The sequence below is a fragment of the uncultured Piscinibacter sp. genome (assembly GCF_937952055.1).
In the GTDB taxonomy this organism is placed as follows: Bacteria; Pseudomonadota; Gammaproteobacteria; order Burkholderiales; family Burkholderiaceae_C; genus Piscinibacter.
Window position 1 is genome coordinate 40,679 of record NZ_CALFYO010000021.1, and the last position, 22,439, is coordinate 63,117.

Consider the following 22,439-nt stretch of genomic DNA (forward strand, 5'->3'; position numbering starts at 1 on the left):
CCGGACGACGGCCGTGTGGCCAGACCGCTCACTCGACGAGCATCGGGAACGGGATGTGCACGACGATCAGGTGTTCTTCGAATCGTCCGCGGACGGCATGGGTCAGATCCAGGAACTTTCGCGTTCGCTCGACGTTGTGATGCCGCGCATTCCGCTCGGCGGCCGGGAGACTGCTGAGCCTGCCACTCTCATCGGCAACCGCCTCTTGTACGCCCACTGCGAAGCAGCCTCGGGCTGACCAGGGGCGTCGCAACGGAGCCACGCGAGAGTGTGCGATCGGGCAGATCAGAAGCGGGTACGCAGCGAATGCCCACCACGTCCCCGACGGAGGCACCCGCACCAGTGCCACCAGTCCGACTGACGCGGACTCCGGCCATGACCACCTGCCGCCGGTTCGCGCCGCACTGGAGCGGCGGCGAGCGACGCGCTCGTGATCCGTGCGCCAACCCATGCGCTCGTTGCGCCCAGTCCCGGATGAGCACCACCCGCCCGATGGTGTCCCGGCTTTCCACCGCCCCCAGCGCCCCACGCCACCGCGTGGCCGAGCAGGTGGAATGCACGAGCGGGCGCAGCGCACCACGATCGAAGAGTTCGCCGACGCTGGCCAGGTTGCGCTGGTACTCGGCCTGCTCGCGTTCCATGAACTGCCGGATGTCTACACCGACCAGGGAGCCCTTCAGGAGTGCGAGGTTGGTGCGCAGGGATGGGATCTCTCCGGCCGCGAATCCGATGACCAGGTGGCGTCCACCCCACTGCAGCGTTCGGAACGCAGGAACCGAAAAGCCCGCACCGAGCGGGTCCAGCACGACGTCCACCCCTTCGGCGCCCGACCAGGCCCTCACCCGTTCCTTCCATCCGGGCTGGCCAAGATCGACCGTGGCACCCGCGCCGGCTGCAAGCGCTACCTTCAGCTTGCGTTCTCCATGGGCCCCGGCGATGACCCGGGCGCCCAGGGCCTTTGCGATCTGGATGGACGCCATGCCGACACTGCCCGCTGCCCCCATGATGAAGACGGCTTCGCTGGCCCGCAGCGCCCCCCGTCGCGCCAGCGCGTAGTGCGCCGTGCCGTACGGCGCAGCCAGCGCCGCTGCAGCCTGGGGCTCGGCCTTCGCCGAGACCGGGAAGATCTCGTGCGCGTTCGCGCACACCGCTTCCGCCCAGGCCCCGCCGAAGACCATGCCGACGACCCGCATGCCCGGCGCCAGATGGCCGGGAACCTCCGGGCCACGGCGCTGGATCACGCCGCACATCTCGGACCCCGGGATCAACGGCAGCGTCGGCTTGAGTTGGTAGCCTCCTCGGTCGTAGAGCAGGTCGACGAAGGACGGCGCAGTCACCTCGACCTTCACCAGCACCTGGCCGATGCCAGGTTCAGGTGCCGGCACGTCTTCGAGCCCCCAGTCCTCCCAGCCGTTGAAGCCATGGACTCGCAGTGCGCGCATGTGGGTCTTTCCGTGCAATGGCGGGCGCTCAGAGCGCGGCAGCGTCGATTCGGTGAGGTGGGCGCTGCCCAGCGGCGAGACCTCGCCGCGGCGACGCATGGCGACGTGCCGATGAACCTGCTGATGGATCGGCTGAACGCACACGCATCCATCCGCGCCGGCGACGGCGGCGCTGTCTGCCGCATCGCGCCCACCGACGCGGACAAGGCGGGTCGCGACCAGCTGCTGGCGTGCGTGCATGCACCGAGGCTCGAGCTCGAAGTCGACCGGATCGGCAACATCTTCGGCATCCGTGCGGGCGGAGCCGATGCGGCACCGGTCATGACCGGAACGCACATCGGGGGGTGGCCACGGGCCGCGCCCCGATTCAGTCGGCCAACTCGACCTCCGCCTCGCAGTTGACCGGCGCGTTGAGGGGAATGACCATGCCAATCGAAGACCGTGCATGCGCGCCCACCTCGGGGCCGAACAGTTCCAGGATCAGGTCGGAATAGCCGTTGGTCACGCGCGGCGTCTCGTAGAAGCCCGGCGCCACATTGACCATCGCGAACACGCGCAGCCAGGCGGCGATGCGGTCCAGATCGCCGATCGCGCGCTTCAGGCTCGCCAGGTGCGCCAGCGCGACCAGCTGCGCCGAGGCATAGCCCTGCTCGGGCGTGACCTCGGCGCCGACCTTGCCGAGGGGTCCGGCCACGCGTCCGTCCGCGTCCACCGCCACGTGGCCGGACACATAGGCATGGCGGCCGCGCACGCGCACCCATTCGAACGGCAGTCGCACGCCCGGCGGCGCCTGCAGCGGCGGCGGCAGCATCAGGCCCATGGCCGCGATGCGTGCTTCGATCTTTCCCATGTCGCTCTCCAGGGCTCAGGGCACGAGCGCATCGAGCTCGGGCCGCATCGACACGCACTCCTGCGCCGTCGCATCATTGCGCGCGGTGACGAACACCGCCGGCGTCGCGCTGCGATTGACCGCCACGTGCGGCAGGCCGGCCGGCGTGAACAGGTAGTCGCCAGGGCGCGCGACTTCGCGCTGCTCGAGCTGCGCGCCGCTCCACAACTCGACCTCGTCGCCGCTCAGCATGTAGTGCGCCGACTCGTGGCGATCGTGCACGTGCGCCTGGGTGCGCTGCCCGGGCGACAGCGTCACGAGGCCGAGGAAGAGTTGCTGCGCGCCGGTGGTCTCGGCGCTGATGCCGGGCGCGTAGCGCGGGCCCTGGGCGCTGGTGTAGGGCGCGGCGCCCCGGACGACGAATCGCATGCTCATGGTCGGACTCCTGTGGCTTCGCGGGAATGACTCCCGCCACCGCACAATGCGGGCACGGGCGCCACAGGTCACTGAAGAGGCGCCTAAAAACGGCGAAATCCGGCATAGCCCGACGTGGGGGAAGTGACTTGGCAAGGCGATTCGCGTTCGGTCCGTTCCTGCTCGATACCGCGCGCGGCACGCTGACGCGCGACGGTGCGGCGCTGGCCGTCGGGCAGCGCGGCCTGCGGATCCTGCAGGCACTGCTCGAGGCCGGCGGCGAACCGGTGTCGAAGGCCGAACTCCTGCGGTTCGCCTGGCCTGGGTTGGTCGTCGAGGACAGCAACCTGTCGGTGCAGGTCACCGCCCTGCGCAAACTGCTCGACACGCCGGCGCGCACAGGCGCCGGGTGGATCGTCAACGTGCCGCGACTGGGCTACCGCATGCCCGAGGTGGCGGCGATCGAGGAGACGCAGCTCGCGCCGATCGACCACGGCGGCGCCGACCCCGGCGGCCGGCCGGGCATCGCGGTGCTGCCGTTCACGCACACCGGTGACGACCCGGCGCAGGAGTACGTGGCCGACGGCGTGACCGAGGCGCTGATCACGGCGCTGACGCGCTTTCGCTGGTTCACGGTCACGGGCCGCAATGCCAGCTACGTGTACAAGCTGCGGCCGGCCGGCGCCGGCGCGGCGGCCGAGCTGGGCGTCCGTTATCTGGTCGAGGGCTCGGTGCGCCGTTCGGGCGCGCAGGTGCGCATTTCGGCACGCCTGGTCGAAGCGCCCGACGGCGCCTGCCTGTGGGCCGAGCTGTACGACGTCGCAGACGCCGAGCTGTTCGAGGTGCAGGACCGAATCGCGCGGCAGGTGGCGGCCGCGATCGAGCCCGAGCTGCTCAGGAGCAGCGGCCATCTGGCGGCGCGCCGGCGCGGCGGCAGCATCAGCGCCTGGGACCTGGTCGCGCAGGGTTCCTGGCTGTTCCACCACGTCACCCGGCCGACACACGTCAAGGCTCGCGAGCTGTTCCGCCAGGCGAGCCGCATCGATCCCGAACTGGCCGAGGCGCAGCTCTGGCTCGGCCGCGTCAATGCCGGGTTGGTGGCCTACGGCTGGAGCGACGATCCGGCCGCCGACCTGCGCGAGGGCCGCGCCGCCGCGCTCGAGGCGGTGCAACTCGACGGGAAGAACCCGTACACCCACTACGCGCTGGCGATCGTCGGCAACTACGCCGACGACCTTGCGCTCGCACTGCGCAGTGCCGACAAGGCGATCGAGCTCAGCCCGAGCTTCGCCCTCGGACACCTGGTGCACGGCATGGCCGCGCTGTACGGGGGCCAGGCCACACGCGCGGCAGCGTCGCTCGGGCACGGGATCCGCCTCAACCGCTACGACCCGCAGAACTTCGTCTGGTACACGCTGCTGGCGCTGGCCCTGCTGTTCGACGAGCGGCCAGAGGCGGCGCTGGAGCACGCGATGGCCGCGCTCAAGGTGCGGCCGACCTGGCGCCCTGCGCTGCGCGTCGCGGCCGCGGCGAGCGTCGCGCTCGGTCGCAACGCGGCTGCCGCCGACTGGTGGCGACAGTGGTCGCAACTGCCGGCCGGTCCGACCGACGCGCTGCAGCCGCTGTGGCGGCACAACCCACATTGGACGCAACGCATCGAGCGGCTGCTCGAGGCCGCGCAGGATCAGTCCGGATCAATCGCTCCTGGCAACGCATAGCTCGCCAGCGCTGCCAGAGCCAACCGTGCCCCTGATGCGGCCAAAGTCGGGCTGAAGACATCGTGCCGGTGATGCCCGAGCCGCCGGGCACGTGTGCCTCCTGCGGCCATTCTCAACCGGGAACCACACCGTACGCCCGCTCAGGTTCGAGCGGCTCGACGCGCACGAGGCCTCCCAGTGCGAGCGACACCGTGGCGTCGACGACGATGGTGCGCCCGGCGTCCGCGGCGCGCAGGGCGAGCGCGCGGGCCTCGTCCAGGGCCGCGCCAAGGCACACCACGCGCGACTCGCCCGGGCGACCGCCGCGGCCGGCCACGACCTCGCCCTGCGCGATGCCGACGGCGAGGCGGACCGCAGGCCGGCCGGCAGCAGCTCGCTCGGCATTCAGCCCGTCGATCAGGACGGCCATCTCGCGGGCGGACTGGAATGCCGCGATGGGGGCGCCGGTGCCGCTGCTGCGCGACCCGTCAAGACCGAACGCGGCGACCAATTCGTCGCCGGCATCGGCCACGGGCACGCCGTCCTGCCCCGCCACGGCGTCCGCCAGCAGCGTGCGGCAGGCTTCGGCCAACTCGACGAGCGCGGCCGCATCGCCGCCATCCGGCCACGCCTCCAGCCCTACCAGGCGCGCGGCCAGCAGTGCGGCGCGGCAACGCCGCGGCGAGGCCGGCACCGCCGGGCCGGCCTCTCCGGACACGGCGAGCAGTGCCGTCAACCGGCCGATCAGCTCGCGCTGCTGTTCGCGCATGCGGCGCTTTTCCAGGCTGGCGACCACCCGGGCCTTGAGCAAGGTGGGGTCGACCGGCTTGTGCAGGAAGTCGTCGGCGCCCAGCTCGATGCAGCGTGCGACCGGCGCCACGCCTTCGACCGAGCTGGTGATGATCACCGGCACCTCGGCCAGTGCCGCATCGTTCGCCATCGCTTCCAGCAGCGCGAAGCCATCGAGCTCGGGCATCTCCAGGTCGAGCAGCAGCAGGTCGAACCGCTCTGCGCGCAGCATGTTCAGCGCCCTGCGGCCATTGTCGACGCTCGTCACCCGATGGCCCATCAGGTCCAGGGAGCGCGTCAGCAGCAGGCGGTTCACCTTGTTGTCGTCGGCCACCAGCAGGCGGTAGCCCAGGCCCTGTGCCGTGCCGGCGTCGACCGGGACCGGGGCCGGCGCCACGGACAGGGGCTGGGGCTCCTCCGCCACGGCGGTGAATCGGTAGCCCCGCCCCGGCACGGTCGTGATGACCTTGGCGCCGAGCAGCTTGCGCAGCGCCGACACCTGCACCTGCAGGTTGTTCTCTTCCACCACGAGGCCCGGCCAGACGATTTCGAGCAACTCGTCCTTGGTCACCAGTCGGTCGCGCCGCTCGGCCAGCGCAAGAAGCAGGTCGAAGGCCCGGCTGCCCAGTGGCACCTGGTGACCATGGACACGCAGCTCGCGCAGCGGAGGCCGCAACTCGAAATGCCCGAAACGCAGCGTGCCGTCCATGCTCAGCCTGCCGCACGCTGGCGCAGCGCGGCGATGGTGGACTCGAACAGCGTACTCAGCACGTCGATCCCGGCCGAATCGTTGGGCAGGCCGCCGAGTTCGAGCGCACGCGCCTGCTCCGCCAGCGCCCGCGCACCGAAGGCGATGGCATTGCTCTTGATCGAGTGCGCGGCGCGCCGGAACGACGTCGCCTCGCCCTGGGCCGCAGCAGACCGCAACGCCACGAGCAGGTCCGCCCCTTCGTCGGCGAAGGTGGCCACGAGCTCGGCGACGAAATCGGCCCCGGCCTGCGCCTGCAGTTCCGAGAACACCGCGACATCGATGCAGGGATCGCTCATGATCGTGACTCCTCTACCTGCGGGCGTCTTTCCGCATGGGCACTCACCAGCGCCGCATGCAGCGCGTCGACGCGGATCGGCTTGGTGAGATAACCGTCCATGCCGGCCGCGAGGCAGGCCTGGCGGTCGCCTTCCATCGCGTTGGCCGTCATCGCGACGATACGCGGGCGGCGCTCACCGAGGCGCCCGACGATCTCGCGCGTGGCCTCCAGCCCGTCCATCTCCGGCATCTGCACGTCCATCAGCACCACGTCGTAGGGCTGGCGCTCGAGGCGTTCGATCGCCTCGATGCCGTTGGTCGCCACGTCGGCGCGATAGCCCATCTGAGACAGCAGCCGCAACGCCAGCTTCTGGTTCACGAGGTTGTCCTCGGCGAGCAGGATGCGCAGCGGGTGGCGCTCGGCGAGCGTCGGGTCAGGCCATGCCGATACGGAAGCCTTGGCTGCTGCCGCGGGCAGTTCGGCCGCCGGCGCCTCGATCTCCAGCGTGAAGGTCGAACCCTCTCCCGGGCCGTCGCTCGCAGCTTCCAGCGCGCCACCCATCAGCTCGGCGAGATTGCGGCTGATCGCGAGACCGAGGCCCGTGCCCCCGTAGCGCCGCGCCGTGCCCGCATCGGCCTGCTCGAAGCGCTGGAACAGCCGCGCCCGCGCTTCCGGGGTGAGCCCAATGCCGCTGTCGCGCACGGCGATGCGCAGGCGATCCCCGTTCAGGCGCTCGACCGACACGGCCACTTCGCCACGCGCGGTGAACTTCACCGCGTTGGCCAGCAGGTTGAGCAGGATCTGGCGCAGCCGCGTCGCATCGCCAAGGATGCCGGCGGGCACGTCGTCGCCGACGGTCAGCGTCAGCGCCAGGCCCTTCTCGGTGGCGCGATAGCGCACCAGGTCCATCGCCGCCTCGACGCAGCCGCGCAGGTCCAGCGGCGCGCGCTCCAGCGCCATCTTGCCGGCCTCGATCTTCGAAAAGTCCAGGATGTCGTTGACGATGGCCAGCAGGCTCTCGGCCGAGTCGCGGATCGTCTGCGCGTGCTCGCGCTGCTCATCGGTGAGCGGCGTGTCCAGCAGCAAGCCGGTCATGCCGATCACCCCGTTCATCGGCGTGCGGATCTCGTGGCTCATGGTGGCCAGGAAGGCGTTCTTGGCGGCATTGGCGGCTTCGGCGACGGCACGGGCCTCGCGCTCGCGCTGCGCGACGCGCAGTTGCTCGAACGCGCGGTGGATGATGGCGCCGACGAAGACGAACGCAGGCGCAGCCGAACTCAGGACATACGCCCAGTCGCTGACCTGGAACGGGGCGGTGTCGATGGGGACGAAGCGGTTGACCAATGCTGCCAGAGTCCTCGGCGCGAAGGTGGCCGCGTCCAAAGCGAACAGCATCGCGCCTACCGCGCCGACGCGGTGTCCGAGCCGCCACACGTGCCACGACGCCGCGATCCCGACGACCCAGAACAGGACATTGAGTAAAGAGAAGACCAACGTGTTGCCCGTGCCGAGCCTCAGCGCGATGTGCAGTAGGCTGGACAGCAGGAACAGCACGCCCGAAACGACCATCCAACGATACCAACGCGGAGCGCGTTGGCGCGCCCGCAGCAGCTGCGCCGCGGCCAGCATCATGAGCATCAACCAAACGCCTTCTATCAGGGCGGATGGCCATACGCCGCTGGCAAAACTTGGAGGCAACGATGCGCTGAGGGTCTGCCAAGCGAAGAGGGCGAGCCACGCGAACACCGCGGCGAACACGAATTGGCCTCGATCACGGCCGAGCACGCCCGACGTGGCCGCCGCCAGGGTGACAAAGGCATAGAACAGGCCGAGGCTCAGCTGGATGAAGCTGTAGTTCCGATCGACCTGCACGGCCTCGTGCAAGTCCACCGCTGCAACGTTGACGCTGCTGCTGCGCTGCATGCGAATGAGCGCCGGGCCATCTTCGGGGCGCAGGGTTGGGAACAGCATGCGGTGTTCGCCCCATTTGCTCGCGCCGACGATCACTCGGTCACGTGCGCCGATGTAGCTCGCCGCGGCGAGCGGGCGGCCGTCGCGCGAGAACGCGGCGACCGTCATGATCGCCCCGGTGCCACTCGCGCTCAGGATGCGCGGTGCGAAGCGCGCGATGTCGATTCGCAACCAGCACGGGCTGCCGGCGGTGCGCGGCAGCAGGCCGTCTTCGGCCCGCTGCCAGCCGTCGGCCGGCAGACCGGCAGGCGATGTCGCCGCCGCAGCGGCGTCGCAGCGGTAGTCGAAGGGCACCGGCTCCTGCGCGTGCGCGCAAGCCGTCAGCAGCCACAGCGCCAGGGCCGCGAGCGTCGAGCGTCGCTTCACACGCTGCCCCGCGGTGTCACCTGCATCAGCGCTTCGACCAGCGCCTCGACGCGGATCGGCTTGGTGACGTAGTCGTCCATGCCCGCTGCCAGGCACGCCTCGCGATCCCCCTGCATCGCATTGGCGGTCATGGCGACGATTCGCGGGCGCCGCGCCGCGTCGGGCTGCGCGGTGACGATGCGGCGGCTGGCTTCGAGCCCATCCATCTCCGGCATCTGCACGTCCATCAGCACGAGGTCGTAGCGCTGGCGTTCCAGGCTCTCGATCACCTCGATCCCGTTGGCCGCGACATCGGCGCGATAGCCCATCTGCGACAGCAGGCGCAGGGCGAGCTTCTGGTTCGTGAGGTTGTCCTCGGCCAGCAGGATGCGCAGCGGATGGCGCGCGGCCAGGATGGCATCGACCGCCAGCGCGGCCGCCGGGGCCTGGGACGCGCGCGCGGCCTTGTCGCCGGCCAGCAGATCGGCCAGCGTATCGAACAACGCGCTCTGGTGCAGCGGCTTGCCGAGTGCCGCGTCGAACAGCTCGCTGCGCGCCCACTCGCGCACCGCGCCGAGGCTGGTGAACAGCACGCGTGGCATCCGGGGCGCGAGCTCGCGCAGGCGCACGGCGAGGGCGGCACCGTCCATGCCCGGCATGTGCATGTCGAGGATCGCGAGGTCGAAGCGCTCGCCGGCCTCGATCCTCGCCAGCGCCTGCTCGGCGGACGCGGCGCTGGTCGGCACCATGCCCCAGCGCGCCGTCTGCAGGTCGATGACCCGGCGGTTGGTCGCGTTGTCGTCGACCACCAGCACGCGCTTGCCGGCAAGGGCCGGCTGCGGGCCGAGGATGCTGCGGGGCGTCGCGGCCGGCTGCAGGTCGCTCGCGGGCAGCGGCAACCCGAGGTGGAAGGTGCAGCCCTGGCCCAGGCCCCTGCTTTCGGCCTGCAGGGACCCGCCCATCAATTCGGCCAGCCGACGGCTGATGACCAGCCCGAGCCCGGTGCCCCCGTAGCGCCGCGTGGTGGAGCTGTCGGCCTGGCTGAAGCTCTGGAACAGCTTGGCCAGCCCGGCCTCGGACAGCCCGATGCCGGTGTCGCGCACGGCGAAGCGCAGCCTGCCCTGGCCGCCCCGCGTGACCGTCAGCACCACCTCGCCGGCCTCGGTGAATTTCACGGCGTTGGACAGCAGGTTCGTCAGCACCTGGCGCAGCCGGGTCACGTCGCCGCGGACGACCGCCGGCACCTCGCCTTCGAACAGGTAGGCGAGGTCCAGGTGCTTGTGGCCCGCGCCCGGCGCGACGAGGTCGAGCGCGCTCTCGACGCATTCGCGCAGGTCGAAGGGCTGCTCCTCGATGTCCATGCGCCCCGCCTCGATCTTCGAGAAGTCGAGGATGTCGTTGATGATCGTCAGCAGCGCGTCGCCCGAGTCGCGGATCGTCGACGCGAACTCGCGCTGCTCGTCGGTCAGCGGCGTGTCCAGCAGCAGGCCGCTCATGCCGATCACCGCGTTCATCGGCGTGCGGATCTCGTGGCTCATGGTTGCGACGAACGCGCTCTTGGCCTCGTTGGCGGCCTCCGCCTGCTCGCGCGCGCGCTGCGCCTCGTCGAACAGGCGTGCATTCGCCAGCGCCACCGAGGCCTGTCGCGACAGGCCGACCAGAAATTCCAGTTCGTGCGCGGCGAAATGTGCTCCGCCGCGCCGCCACACCGCCATCGCGCCCAGCACGGCGTCGCCCGCCCCGAGCAGCGGCACGACCATCAAGCGCTCGCCTTCACGCGGCTCGGTGCCGGGGATCTGGATGCGGCGCGGGTCGGCGAGCGCATCGTTCAGCAACTCGGGCCGGCCGCTCTCCAGCAGGCTGCCGATGATGCCGCGGCCGGCCTCCACGACCGTGTCCCTGATCTGTTCGGCGATCTCGCCATGGGCGACGATCGCGCGGTGCTGCGCGCTGCCGGCCTGGGGCAGGAAGATCGCGCTCTCGCTGGCGCCGAGCAGTTCCTTGGCGTGGCGCGCGATGGCGTCGAGCACGGTGGCCAGCTCCAGCGAAGACGAGAGCTCGCGGCCAACGTCCGACAGCGCTGCCGCTTCCCTGGCGCGGCGCTGGGTCTCGTCGAAGAGGCGCGCATTCTCCAGCGCGATGGCGGTGCTGGCGGCGATGGTCTCGAGCAGGCGCACCGTGGCCGTGTCGAACGCATGCTCGCGCTCGAGATTGTGCAGATCGATCATTCCCAGCACCTGCTCGCCGATCAGCATCGGCACGACGACATGCGACCTGGTGTCGCGGCCGCCAGGAGCGCCGGAGTTTGCGACGCCGCCGATGCGGGCGACGGCTTCGGCGTGGCGCTCGTTGATGAGCAGCGTGCTGCGTGTTCGCAACACCCACGCGCCGATCCCGCCGGGCGTCCGGTCTGGGATCACGGTGCGGCCGAGGCCGGGGTCCCACCAGTAGGGAAAGCTCATTCGATTCGCCGCCGGGTCGTAACGACGGATCGTGATGCCATGGCCCGGGAAGACCTGCCGCAACTGGTCACCCACCGCGTCGTACACGCCCTGCAGGCTGAGCTGTCCGGCCATCGCCTGCTGCACGGCGGTGATCACCGCCAGCTCGCCATTACGGGCCTCGGTCTCCTCCAGCAGCCGCTGCGTCTCCGCGAACAGACGTGCGTTCTCGAGCGCCGCGCCCATCGTCGCGGCCACGGTCTGCAGCAGGCGCACCTCGGGCTCGCCGTAGGCGTGCTCGCGCCGGTAGTCGCTGATCATCACGGCGCCCAGCACGCGGTCGCCGGCGGTGACGGGCACGCAGGCGACCGACCGCGCCTCCTCCTCACCCCGCCGCTCCATCTCCGAGCGATCCTCGACAAGGGCGCCCTGCTCGACGTAGATGAAGCCCTGTGCCCAGATCTCGTCCGAGGTGTGGGCCACGAGCGTGGCGCCTTCGCGCATCACCCGCCGCGCCGCGGGCACGGTGTCGACGGGCACGCTGGCGACGCCGAACTCGCGCTGACCCTTGGTCCAGACGTACAGCGGCCGCATCTGGCCGGCTTCACGCTCCCACCACCACACGCTCAGGTTGTCGAGCGAGCCGGGGTCGAACACGGCGAGCAGCTGCTCGCCCACCTGCTCGGCGATGGCTTCGAACTCGAGCTTGTCGGCGATGCCCTGCTGGATGCGGTTGATCACCGCCAGCTCGGCGTTGCGCTGCTCGGTCTCCTTGAGCAGCCGCCGCGTCTCGTCGAACAGGCGCGCGTTCTCGAGCGCCACGCCCATGCCGGCGGCCAGTGTCTCGACCAGCCGTACCCGTGCTGGCGCGAAGGCGTGCTCGCGTTCCAGGTCCGACAGGTACAGGATGCCGCGCACCTGTTCGCCCACCTTCATCGGCACGTACAGGTGCGACCGGGGCAAGCGTGTCAGCGGCACGAGAGGCACGGCGCCGACGGCCAGTTCGGCTTCCCTGGCGTTCTCGTTGACGACGATCGTTTCGCCGCGGGCAAGCACCAGCGGCGTGAAGCCGCGCTCGGGCAGCGGCCACGGGGCGAGTTCGACGCGCTGCCCGTCGTAGTAGCCGTAGACCGCCCGGACTACCCCGGCCGCGGCGTCGACGAGCCAGATCGAAATCTCCTGCTGCGGGAACTGCAGGCGCAACTGCTCGCCGATGCTCTCGACGACGTGCTGGAAGTCGAGCAAGGCCGCGATGCCCTGCTGCACGCGGTTGACGACCTCCAGCTCGCCGGCGCGCTGCTCGAGCGCGGCGGTGCGTTCGGCCACCTGCTGCTCCAGGCCTTCCTGCGTGCGCAGGTTCGCCAGCGCCACGGCCGCCTGCGCCGCGAGCGCGGCCAGCAGGTCGCGGTCGGTCTCGTGGAAGCGGCCGAACAGGCCCTCGAGGTCGGCGTAGAGCAGCCCGAGCACCTCGCCTTGGGCGACCAACGGGGCGACGAGGCAGCTGCGCTGGTCGATCTCCTCGATGCCGTCGCCCAGCGGCGGGCCGTGCCGCAGCGCCGAGTCGCGCACGCGTGCGGCTTCGTCCAGCCAGGGGCGCACCGCGTCGAGCAGGGCCTCGGCGGCTTCGCCGGACGGCATCTGGGAACCGGCGAGTGCGTGATCGCCCGCGGTTCGTGATGTCGGCGTCAGCGCCAGCAGCACCCGCCTCGCCCCGAGCAGCTCGGCGGCCTCTTCGATGAGGAAATCGTGCAGCGCGTTCTCGGTGCCGAGCGCGTTCATGCGCAGCCCGGTGTCCACGAGGCGCGCCATCGGCTCGGCGAGCTCGCCGGGTCCGGCCAGATGGGCGGTGTAGCGTGCCCTGGGCAGCCGCCGGCGGCGCGCGTGCTCCACCCAGGCGCTCAGCAAGGCCGCGTGCGAGTCCGGCGCGTGCAGGTGGGTTCGGCGCACGCCCTCGTCGGCCATCGTCGCGATGCTGCCCACCAGGGCCCGGTAGGCCTGCGCCATCGCGTCCACGGCCTCGCGGCGGCGGCCGCAGGCGAGCAGCGTGCGGTGGTGCGTCCAGCCGACATGCGCGGTGGTCTGGATGCCGTTGCCCTCGATGTGGCCGGGCAGCCGGCGCACCGCCTCGCCCGAGGCCTGGGCAGCAGCATCGGCATCCCCGAGGAGCAGCTGCGACTCGGCCAGATCGGTGCAGACCCGCGTCGCCAGCGACGCCATCCCAGGGCTGGCCGCCAGCGCGGCAAGGCGGGCCACGTCGCCGGGACGCCCCTGCCACAACGGCGCACGGGCGTGCGCCCATGCCAGCTGCTCGACCCACACCGGATCCGGGTCCTCGTCCAGCAGGCGAGCCGCCTCGTCCAGGGCCGCCTGGCTGGCGTCGAGGCGGCCCCCGCGGGCCTCGACATAGGCGAGCGCCCGCAGCATGTTGATCCGCGCCGACGGTCGCCAGAAGCCGCGCGACAGGTCAAGCGAGGCCTGGAACTGGCGCCGCGCCTGCCGCCAGAGGCCCAGTCGGCCGTAGGTCTGGCCCAGCAAGTTGTGGATCTCCGCACGTACGGGCTGGTCGCCCGCATCGACGCCGGCGGTCAGCGCCGCCTTCAGGTGTGTCAGCCGCAGCGCCAGGTCCTGCGAGGCGGAACTCAGCGCTGCGAGCGCCCCCGCGACGCCTGCCGGGTCGCCGTGGCGTCGCGCCAGGGCGAGTGCCCGTTCGGCCGCTTCCTGCATGGCGGCGCGCTCCGCCAGTCCCTCCAGGGCCAGCGCCTGGAGACGCAACGCCCGGCCCTGCCGCACCGCGTCACCGGCGGCCTCGAACAGCGCGGCCGCGACACCTGCATGATCGGCCGCGGCACGGTCCTGCTCGAACCGCAGTTCGAAGTGCGCCTGCAGCGCCAGCGCCTGTGCTCGGAGGGCACGCAAGCGCGCACGGCGGGCCAGGACCTCGGCTTCCCGCGCGTCCTGCAGGCTCTCGCCCGAATACCGGCGGCGCAGCTGCACCAAGGCGTGGGCGCAGAGCAGCTGCGCCCGCAGCGCAGCGCTCGGAAAGGCTTCCGCCAGGTTCCGCATCGCGGCCAGATCGGCGAGGGCGGCAGGCGCATCGGCGAGCGCGAGGTGGCTCTCGATGCGCTGCGCCAGGAGCGGCATGCGCGCGGTGGCGGCAGCCTCCTCGGCCGGCGCGGGCGCGTCGAGCCGGGACGCCAGCAGCGCCAGCGCCTGCGCGTGACGGCCCCCGCGCGCCAGCGACTCGGCCTGCCGTGCGATCTCTGCGCTCAAGGCCACCCTCGGCTCATGGGTCTGCATGCCCCTTCATCGCCGCCCGCGATGGCCCGGCAGGCCATGCCGCGACGCGCGGCGCTCGCGAGCATGCGTCGGCATCAGGCCCGTCCCGTCGCGGCCGGCTGCGCGGCAGCCACGGCCGCCGAAGTCGAGGCCGCGCCGGCGAGCCCGTCGATGAACCCGGCGAGTCCGGCATTGACAAGCAGGGCGAGCGTGAGGAAGACAGCGCGATGGGTGCGGCGCAGCGGCTGGTAGGTGCTCATGGTCGGCTCCGGTAGGTGGTGGTGTCGATGGGGTGCATCGTCCTCCCGCCGGACGCCTTCGGTCCTTGAGCATCCTGAAGGCAGTCCTGAAGCGTGCTGAAACTGCTGCCGCGATTCCGAACGCGAGCCCCGCGCCGAGCGACGCCTCACCCCCCCGGCGTGCGGGCCTACAACGCGGCACCACCGCCGCGGCGCCGCTGTTCGGCGAGGTCGATGTCCACGTACTTCCAGAACAGGCCGTTGAACGTGTGCCGGTTGTAGCCCACGAGCCACGGGTGCGCGAGGTCCGTCGCCACGCGATGCACCTGAAGCTTCAGCGGCATGTACGCCACCATCAAGCGGGCGGCGTCCTTCATCACGGCCAGCCGCTCGGGGCCGTCGGGCAGGCGGCGCTGCTTCTCGTACAGCGCGTTGTAGGCCGGCAGGTCGAAGCGGGAGTGGTTGACCCCGCCCTTGTTGGGCCCGTAGGCGAGCGAGAGGAACACGTCGGCGTCCGGTTCGCCGCCGTTCCAGGCCATGCCGAACATCATCAGCCGGCCGGCGCGGCTGGCCTTCAGGTGCTCGGGGAACTTCGCGACGTCGAACTCGATCCTGAGCCCGATCGCGCGCATGTTCTTCTGCCACAGCTCGTCGTACTGGCGGCTCAGCTGGTCGGGGGTCGTGGCATAGCGCAGCACCAGCGGCGAGCCGTCGGGCTGCTCGCGCCAGCCGTCGCCGTCGCGGTCGACGTAGCCGTGCATGTCGAGCAGCGCCTGGGCACGCGCGGGGCTGAACTCGCTCAGCGTGGTCTTGAACTGGTGGTCATGGCCGAAGGTGCCCGGCGGCATCGGCCCCTGGGCCGGGACGGCTTGGCCTTGCCGCACCAGGCGGATCTGGCGGTCCACGTCCACCGCCAGCGAAATGGCCCGCCGCAGCGCCACCTTGTGCGGCTCGTAGCCGCCGACGACCGGGTTCTCCATCTGGAAGTAGCTGAACGCGGCGTCGGCCCGCGCATAGCGCGCCATCGTGATGCCCCGCTTGGCCAGGTGCGGTGCCAGTCGGTCGTTGGGGAACGCCACGGTGGCGAAGTCCGACGGCACCGCCTCGATCAGGTCCTGCTCCGCGTTGAGGAACGAAAGCCAGCGCGGCTGCGACTCCTCGATGATCGAGATGTGCACCTCGTCGACCATCGGCAGCCTGCGGCCCTTGAGCTGGCCGGCGATGCGCGCCAGGTGCTCGCTGCCGGCAGGCGGGCTTTCGTCGTAGCGCACGTCGCGGTAGTTCGGGTTGCGCACGAGCACGATGCGCGAACTGCGCTTCCACTCCTTCAGCATGAAGGGACCGGTGCCCACCGGATGCTCGCCGATCAGGTCGCCATAGGCCTCGACCACCTCGCGCGCCAGCGCGCCGGCATAGGAGCCGAAGACGTAGGTGTACAGGAACCGCGGCGACGGTTCGGCCAGCTTGACCTGGAACGTGTATCGATCGAGCGCGCGCAGGCCCTCGGCGGGGGTGTCGTAGTCGAACGGCTTCTTTGCGTCGATGGCCTTCTTGCGCAACTCCGAGAGCCCGAGGATCTTCTCGTTCTCGAAGAAGCTCAGCTTGCCGCTTTTCCAGCGCGGGTCGTAGTGGCGCTTGATCGAATAGACGTAGTCCTCGGCGACCAGCTGGCGCTTCCTGCCCTTGAAGGCGGCATCGTCGGCGAAGTAGATGCCCGGCCGGATGCGGAACGTGAAGGTCCTGAAGTCGGCGCTGACCTCGGGCATGCCGGCCGCGGTGTTGGGGCGCATGCCCACCGGCGCGGCGAGGAACGTGTATTCGAGCGGCGCTTCGAAGATGCCGCTCAGCACCGCGTTGGAGTAGATGTCCGTCACCTGCGCCGGATCGAACGCCGTCTCGGCGATCGGGAACGCGTAGCGCAGCACCTTGCGTCCTTGCGGGCCGCCGCCGTCGGCAGCCGCTGCCGCGGCGCCGCACGCCGCGGTCACCGCCGCCACCGCGATCCACCGGACCCAGGACTTCCGCAGGCCGATCACTGTGACAACTCCGCTCGGCCGGCCCGGATGCCGCCCTTCGCGCCGATGGCACGCGAGCCCGCGCCGCGCCGCGCGGGCGGTTCGACGGGACGTGCGAACCGTTCGCTCGACTTCGCGATCGGCCTGTCGGAAGGATTGCCCATCATTGCCGCTCCTTCGCCTCGGTGACACGTGAGTCTATGCCGCAGGGCCCCGGATGGGGGCCTGGCATGCGCGATCCGCGGCAAGCACGGGTGTCAGGCCTGACCCGGCGCGGCGGGCTTCGCGGCGGCCACTTCGGCATTCGCCTGGGCAGCGCCCGCGAGGCCGTCGATGAATCCGGCAATGCCGGCATTGACCAGCAGGGCGATCACAAGAAAGACTGCGCGTTGGGTGCGGCGCAGCGGTGTGTAGGTGCTCATGGTCGGCTCCGGTCGGTGAGGTGGATGTCGATGGGTGCATCGTGCGCCCGCAAGGGGCCCTGAGTCCTTGAGCATCCTGAAGGGTGGCTGAAGCCTCCTGAATCGATGCCTGGCGGCTCCGGGTGCCGCGCGGGAGCGACGCGCCGGGCGGGCTCGCTCCCCGGCTCGCCCCGGACCTCCCGCACGCGCGGGCAGATGTCGTATCTACGGAGGCCACGCCTCCAATCGGCGTAATAACATGGTCGCAGCCCATCAACTGCGCCAGTCGAGTAGACCGCGGCCCGTCGTCACGACCCCACACGCCCCATGGAACTGTCGCAAGTCCAGGCGCTCCAGACCCAGGTGTTGTGGGCGGCCTTTGGCGTCTCGCTCGCCTTCGGCGCGATCGCCCAGCGCACCCACTTCTGCACCATGGGCGCCATCAGCGACATCTTCAACATGGGCAACTGGGTGCGCATGCGGATGTGGGGGATGGCGGTCGGCGTGGCGATGATCGGCTTCTACGCCATGGCCGCGCTGGGCTGGATCAACGCCTCGGCCAGCATCTATTCGTCGGCGCGCGTCCCCTGGCTGTCGGCGCTGGTGGGCGGTGCGCTGTTCGGCTTCGGCATGGTGCTGGCGTCGGGATGCGGCAGCAAGACGCTGGTGCGCATCGGCGACGGCAACCTGAAGTCGGTGGTCGTCTTCTTCGTCATGGGCTTCGGTGCCTACGCGTCGATGCGGGGCATGACGGGCCTGCTCAGCAGCAGGACGATCGACCGCGTCTCGTTCGAAATGCCCGGCGGCAGCGGTGTGCCGACCTGGCTGTCCGGCCTGCTCGGCATCGATCCCGTGGTCACCGGGCTGGCGCTGTCGCTGCTGGTGGGGGGCGGGCTGGTGGCCTGGGCGCTGGCCGATGCGGAATTCCGCACGTCGGCCGACCACCTGCTGGCCGGCCTGGGGATCGGCGGCGTGATCGTCGCGATGTGGTGGATCATCGGCCACATGGGGTTCGTGCCCGAGCACCCCGAGACGCTGGAGCCGGTCTACCTGGGCACCGCGGGCGGGCGCATGCAGGCGCTGAGCTTCACCTCGCCCATGGCGCGCACCCTCGACTACGTGATGTCCTTCGACGCCAACACGGTGCTCAGCCTGGGCGTGGTCTCGGTGGTCGGCGTCGTGCTCGGGTCCTTCGCCTATGCCCTGACCTCGCGCCGGTTCCAGTGGGAAGGCTTCAATGGCGCGCAGGACACGGGCCTGCACCTGGTGGGCGGCCTGTGCATGGGGGTCGGTGGCGTCACGGCCGGCGGCTGCACGGTGGGCCAGGGCCTGTCGGGCCTGTCCACGCTGGGGCTGACCAGCTTCATCGCCGTCACCGGCATCATGCTCGGCGCCGTGCTGGGCCTGCACCTGCAGCGCTGGCTGATCATGCGGGAGTGACGGTGCATCAGGGATTCCATTCTTTCCAACGAAGGCAGAACACGCCATGCAGATCGACAGAGAACTGGATGCCCGCGGCCTGAACTGCCCGGTGCCGCTGATGAAGGCCAAGAGGGCGCTGGGCGAGATGCGAAGCGGCCAGGTGCTGCGCGTGGTCGCCACCGACTCGGGCTCGATGCGCGACTTCGCAGCCTACGCCCGGACTGCGGGGCACGAGATGATCGAGCAGACCAACGTCGGCCGCGAATACATCCACGTGTTGCGCTGCGCCTGATCCGCGCCGGCCTCCCCGGGCGCGGCCGGGATCAGGAGGCGGCGTGGTTCACCTCGTAGGGCCAGTCCCTGATGCCGCCCCGCAGCGACACCGCATGGATGCCGCGCTCGCGCAGCAGGAACACCGCGGCGATGCTGCGCCGGCCACTGCGGCAGTACACGACGTAGCGTGGCTCCGGGTCGACGGTGAACACGCCCTCCCGACGCAGGCGGTCCAGCGGCACGTGCTGCGCGCCCGGGATGTGGCTCTCCTCGAACTCCATCTCGTAGCGGCAGTCCAGCAGCCTGGTGGCACCGCGCGACAACAGTTCGTGCGCCGTCGCGGCATCCACCTCTTCCACCATGCCGGGCTTGAGCAGGCGGTCGAAATCCGACTTGCCCAGCACCAGCAACCGGCCCGGGGAGATCATCCTCACCGTGGCCGTGCGGCTGCCCCCCAGCAGCAGCGCTTCCTCGCCGAAGGCGTCGGCGTCGCTGAGCACGGCGGCGAGTAGCGTCTCGTCGGTGATCGGGTCGGTGACCCAGACCTCGGCCTCGCCGGAGAGGATGATGAAGTAGGCGTCGCCCTCCTCGCCCTGGGTGATCACGGTCTCGCCCGCCGCCACCTCGCGCTCGACCATGCAGTCGAAGGCCTGGCGCACGACTTCCAGCGGCAAGTCGTGGAAGACCTTGAGGTGGCGCAGCCGCGCCATGTGCCCGCCAAGGTGACTCGAGCTCAGCAGTTCGTCGAGCGCCTCGCTGTCGATGGACCGGTAGCGTGCATCGGCCAATGCCTGCACGCGAATGCCGCTGCCCGCGGCGCTGAGCAGGGAAAAGCCCGGGCCGTTTGCGTCGACGTTCAGCTGCCACGCGGTGCGGGCCGGCGTGCCGTCGGGCGCGGTCCAGCAGCGCTGGGCCTGCAGCGCGCCCGACAGCAGCACGAGATGATCCTTCAGGCCAACGGCATCGTCGGCCAGCCATTCACCGGCCCGCGCGTGGCACGGCGGGCTGCGCCGCAGCAGGTCCAGCAACTGCGCCTGCGGCAGCCGCGAAAACAAGGTGGTGGCCCTCAGTCGCCTGGCCAGGTCGGCATCATCCATGCACATCTCCCGTGGCTCAGGGCCGGCCGCGGCTGGCCTGCCGCGCCGCCCGGATGGCGGGAAACGGGGGCCCGCACGGACGCAGCGCACCGATCCATTGCAGATGGCGGGCAGTGTAAGGGGGCGTCGGGCCGCCGTACGGAGTACGGAGTGCGGCGCCCGCTGCAGAGGGCTTTGATGCGGGGACCTGCGAACTGATCGGCGGGGGCGGTGCCAGGCAGCGGCCCCGTTGGCCGCGCGCGGGTCGTCCGCACTGTCGAGCGTCGAACAGCCGCTCCGGGTCAGGACCCCTGTTCGCTCGCTGCGGAAGCAGCGACCGGCCTCCCTCGCAGCTGGCGGACGAACTTTCGTCCATCGACGCGGCGCATGAAGGTCGGGGATCTGTGCAGGAAGCGGGGCTTCAGCGAGCCGAGCCACTGCGCCTGGAAGGACAAGGGCGGCATGCACGTGTCGGGTGTGCAGCGCCTGAAGGCGCTGCAGGCGGCCCCTGCACTCGTCACGCGATGGCCAGTTCACTCCCGCGGTGCGGCGACTTGGCTCGGCGGGCCGAGGTGTCGGCCTCGCCGTGGGCGTTCGCGGCCGCGAGCACCGCGGCGGCACGCGGCCCGATGTGCCACGCCATCGTCTTCACGATGGCGTCGCGATGCGTCGCGGCATCGACGCGGCGGATGGCGATACCGGCGAGCCAGCGGGGAAAGGTTTCAGGGGTAACGGTCATGATGGATCCTCCAGTTGCGCCGGTCGCGGAGACAGGGTGGACCGGCTTGGGAGGGATCATGGGCGGCGCGGGTAGCACGCTGACGACCGCTTGTATTCAGCGTGTCGGCACTTTGTTTCCGGCGTGTTCGCCGACGCTCTCGTCGGACCGCGGCGGGCCGCCGCCTTGGTCGCTTCACCCGTGGGCGCCTGGTGCGCGCCCGCACGCAACCGGAGTGCCACGAGGCCAAGACGATGTGCCGTCTGGCCGAGTTGGGCCGGGCGGACGAGAACAACGGCTACCGCCAGTTCTTCGCCACGCAGTTCCTTCCTGCAAGTCCCCGAGGCCCGCAGAGCTGGCTGGCAGCGGGGTGATGTCGCGTCACTGCACGCCCCTGGCAGCCTGTGGCGGCGTGGGTCTGACGGCAGGTGCTGCTCGACCCGCGTGATGCGGCACAGCTTCGCGCAGCGGACCTTGATCCACCGATTCCAGCCAGGATCTGCCTGGCGAGAGCGGCCTCGTCAACGCCAGCCGATGTCGTTGGGTGATGGTCAGACGCCGTCCGGCGACACAATACGAGCCATGGTCAGATTGAAACTTTCGATCGAGCTCGACTACGAGGTCTCCCATCCCGGTTGCGACTTCATATTCAACATTCACGCCGCCCAGACGGCTCGACAGCGAGTGATCTCGGAGGATCTGGCGCTCAGCCAGAACGTACCTTCCACGCTGACGACCGACCCGGTGACCCTCAACCGCCACCTGCGTTTGAGTGCCAAGCCCGGTCCGCTGAAGGTGGCGTACAGCGCCACCGTCGATCTGTTGCACCACTTCGCGCAACCCGGCGCGCTTGCGGAGGTTCCGGTGGCAAGCCTGCCTGTGCAGGTCTTGAGCTACATCTATCCGAGTCGCTACTGCCAATCGGATCGATTGCTCAAGCTTGCAATGCACGAATTCGGCGGGCAGCGGCACGGTTACGCCCGGGTCCAGGGAATTCGTGACTGGGTCTTGCAGCGCACGACGTTCTCGATGAACACATCGACTTCCACCACGTCGGCGATCGACACCCTGATCGACACGGTCGGCGTGTGCCGGGACTTCGCGCACTTGATGATTGCGCTTTGCCGCGCCATCAACATCCCGGCACGCTTCACGACCGGGATCGACTATGGCGCTGACCCTGCGCTCGGCCCTACGGACTTCCATGCGTATGTGGAGGTCTACCTCGGCGACCGGTGGTACATCTTCGATCCATCCGGCACCGCTGTACCCATGGGTCTCGTGCGCTTCGGTACCGGCCGCGACGCTGCGGACGCCGCATTCGCGACGATCTTCGGGACAGTCTCCGGGCTGCCACCGCGCATCGCCATCGCGGCGATCCCCGGCGCAGATGGACAACTGGTGGTGCCGACCCACTGCGCGGAGGCGCTTTCGACCGACCCATGACACCGGCGATAGGCGGGTGATCGGCAGTACCGGCGACGAGTTCTTCCGCGACTGTCGTCGGAGGGCCGGATCAGGCTCGAGGCTGAGCCGCCACAAAGCCCTGCGCTCTGGCCGACGCGGATCCGGGGCCAGCAACGGGCGCAGCGCGATCGGCGACGACCGGACCCACTGCCGCATCGACACGCGAGCGATGGGGAGTCAGGGCAAGGAGGGCACCGCCACGACAGTCGGCGCGAAGTCCGCCGCCGTTGGCGCCGGCATCGGTCCGCCTCACGTTGGGCGCGCCGGCGATGATCGACGCGCGCATGGCCCGCGAGCTGCGCGAACGCGTCTGCGCGGCAGAAGCAGCTGCAGAGCGACGGCTTCGTCGCCCCGGCGGCACTCGACCAGGCGCAACTGGCAGCCCGCGTGCAGGCCCGGGAGCTGGAAGCGACGCGCTTCGCCGAGGTGGGCGCGGCGCACGACCTGGCCCAGGCACGCGCGGCGCTGATGCGCGCGCGTGGTCGTCTATCCGAGCGACAGCGTGGCCGACGGGGTGCGCCTGAACGTCGTGCGCGGTCCGCGGGGATGAGCCGGCCTGTCCCTGGGCGCTGACCGATGGTGTGCCTGCCCTGGCC

General features: G+C 70.5%; 17 protein-coding genes. 5 read left to right on the plus strand and 12 right to left on the minus strand.

Translation table 11 applies throughout. The features are described from left to right. Positions 1–188: 188 nt before the first annotated feature. The 3 genes from Q0599_RS14415 to Q0599_RS14425 form a co-directional block, all read right to left on the minus strand. Positions 189–1,682 carry an NADPH:quinone oxidoreductase family protein gene (locus Q0599_RS14415; RefSeq protein ID WP_298830534.1) on the minus strand — a complete coding sequence of 498 codons (1,494 nt, stop codon included), beginning with the start codon at positions 1,680–1,682 and terminating at the stop codon, positions 189–191. A 127-nt stretch (positions 1,683–1,809) separates the two neighbouring features. Further along, on the minus strand, positions 1,810–2,292 hold the full coding sequence (locus Q0599_RS14420) for a RidA family protein (RefSeq protein ID WP_298830535.1): 483 nt from the start codon (positions 2,290–2,292) through the stop codon (positions 1,810–1,812). A 15-nt stretch (positions 2,293–2,307) separates the two neighbouring features. Further along, positions 2,308–2,706 (minus strand): cupin domain-containing protein, encoded by a 399-nt coding sequence (locus tag Q0599_RS14425; RefSeq protein WP_298830537.1) that lies wholly within the window; start codon positions 2,704–2,706, stop codon positions 2,308–2,310. A 128-nt stretch (positions 2,707–2,834) separates the two neighbouring features. Between Q0599_RS14425 and Q0599_RS14430 the strand changes: the two genes are divergently transcribed. Next, positions 2,835–4,403: a winged helix-turn-helix domain-containing protein gene (locus Q0599_RS14430; RefSeq protein WP_298830539.1), complete on the plus strand. Its 1,569-nt coding sequence runs from the start codon at positions 2,835–2,837 to the stop codon at positions 4,401–4,403. 112 nt (positions 4,404–4,515) lie between these two features. Here Q0599_RS14430 and Q0599_RS14435 read toward each other — a convergent pair whose 3' ends face one another. The 7 genes from Q0599_RS14435 to Q0599_RS14465 form a co-directional block, all read right to left on the minus strand. Next, positions 4,516–5,880 (minus strand): response regulator, encoded by a 1,365-nt coding sequence (locus Q0599_RS14435; RefSeq protein ID WP_298830541.1) that lies wholly within the window; start codon positions 5,878–5,880, stop codon positions 4,516–4,518. Positions 5,881–5,882: 2 nt separating this feature from the next. Then, positions 5,883–6,218 carry an Hpt domain-containing protein gene (locus tag Q0599_RS14440; RefSeq protein WP_298830543.1) on the minus strand — a complete coding sequence of 112 codons (336 nt, stop codon included), beginning with the start codon at positions 6,216–6,218 and terminating at the stop codon, positions 5,883–5,885. Beyond that, positions 6,215–8,536, minus strand: coding sequence for an ATP-binding protein (locus Q0599_RS14445; RefSeq protein ID WP_298830545.1), 2,322 nt, complete (start codon positions 8,534–8,536; stop codon positions 6,215–6,217). Before Q0599_RS14445 ends, Q0599_RS14440 begins: the two co-directional genes overlap by 4 nt. Continuing rightward, positions 8,533–14,226 (minus strand): GAF domain-containing protein, encoded by a 5,694-nt coding sequence (locus Q0599_RS14450; protein WP_298830547.1) that lies wholly within the window; start codon positions 14,224–14,226, stop codon positions 8,533–8,535. The genes Q0599_RS14445 and Q0599_RS14450 overlap by 4 nt, the downstream gene beginning before the upstream one ends. Positions 14,227–14,327: 101 nt before the next feature. After that, positions 14,328–14,492: a hypothetical protein gene (locus Q0599_RS14455; RefSeq protein ID WP_298830549.1), complete on the minus strand. Its 165-nt coding sequence runs from the start codon at positions 14,490–14,492 to the stop codon at positions 14,328–14,330. A gap of 167 nt (positions 14,493–14,659) precedes the next feature. Continuing rightward, a complete protein-coding gene (locus tag Q0599_RS14460; RefSeq protein ID WP_298830551.1) occupies positions 14,660–16,507 on the minus strand; it encodes an ABC transporter substrate-binding protein in 1,848 nt (615 codons plus the stop codon). Positions 16,508–16,743: 236 nt separating this feature from the next. After that, positions 16,744–16,908: a hypothetical protein gene (locus Q0599_RS14465; RefSeq protein WP_298830553.1), complete on the minus strand. Its 165-nt coding sequence runs from the start codon at positions 16,906–16,908 to the stop codon at positions 16,744–16,746. Between the two features lie 306 nt (positions 16,909–17,214). Here Q0599_RS14465 and Q0599_RS14470 point away from each other — a divergent pair, with 306 nt between their 5' ends. Together Q0599_RS14470 and Q0599_RS14475 are read left to right on the plus strand one after the other, a co-directional pair. Further along, positions 17,215–18,327 carry a YeeE/YedE family protein gene (locus Q0599_RS14470; RefSeq protein WP_298830554.1) on the plus strand — a complete coding sequence of 371 codons (1,113 nt, stop codon included), beginning with the start codon at positions 17,215–17,217 and terminating at the stop codon, positions 18,325–18,327. Positions 18,328–18,373: 46 nt separating this feature from the next. Next, entirely contained in the window at positions 18,374–18,601 is a 228-nt protein-coding gene (locus Q0599_RS14475; protein WP_298830556.1) for a sulfurtransferase TusA family protein, read from the plus strand. A 31-nt stretch (positions 18,602–18,632) separates the two neighbouring features. Here Q0599_RS14475 and Q0599_RS14480 read toward each other — a convergent pair whose 3' ends face one another. Both Q0599_RS14480 and Q0599_RS14485 read right to left on the minus strand, forming a co-directional pair. Beyond that, positions 18,633–19,679: a cyclic nucleotide-binding domain-containing protein gene (locus Q0599_RS14480; protein WP_298830558.1), complete on the minus strand. Its 1,047-nt coding sequence runs from the start codon at positions 19,677–19,679 to the stop codon at positions 18,633–18,635. A 496-nt stretch (positions 19,680–20,175) separates the two neighbouring features. Further along, entirely contained in the window at positions 20,176–20,397 is a 222-nt protein-coding gene (locus Q0599_RS14485) for a hypothetical protein (protein WP_298832796.1), read from the minus strand. A 191-nt stretch (positions 20,398–20,588) separates the two neighbouring features. On the opposite strand from Q0599_RS14485, the gene Q0599_RS14490 reads away from it, so the two are divergent. Further along, a complete protein-coding gene (locus tag Q0599_RS14490) occupies positions 20,589–20,750 on the plus strand; it encodes a hypothetical protein (RefSeq protein ID WP_298830559.1) in 162 nt (53 codons plus the stop codon). Between the two features lie 208 nt (positions 20,751–20,958). After that, positions 20,959–21,822 carry a transglutaminase family protein gene (locus Q0599_RS14495; protein ID WP_298830560.1) on the plus strand — a complete coding sequence of 288 codons (864 nt, stop codon included), beginning with the start codon at positions 20,959–20,961 and terminating at the stop codon, positions 21,820–21,822. Positions 21,823–22,439: the final 617 nt, after the last annotated feature.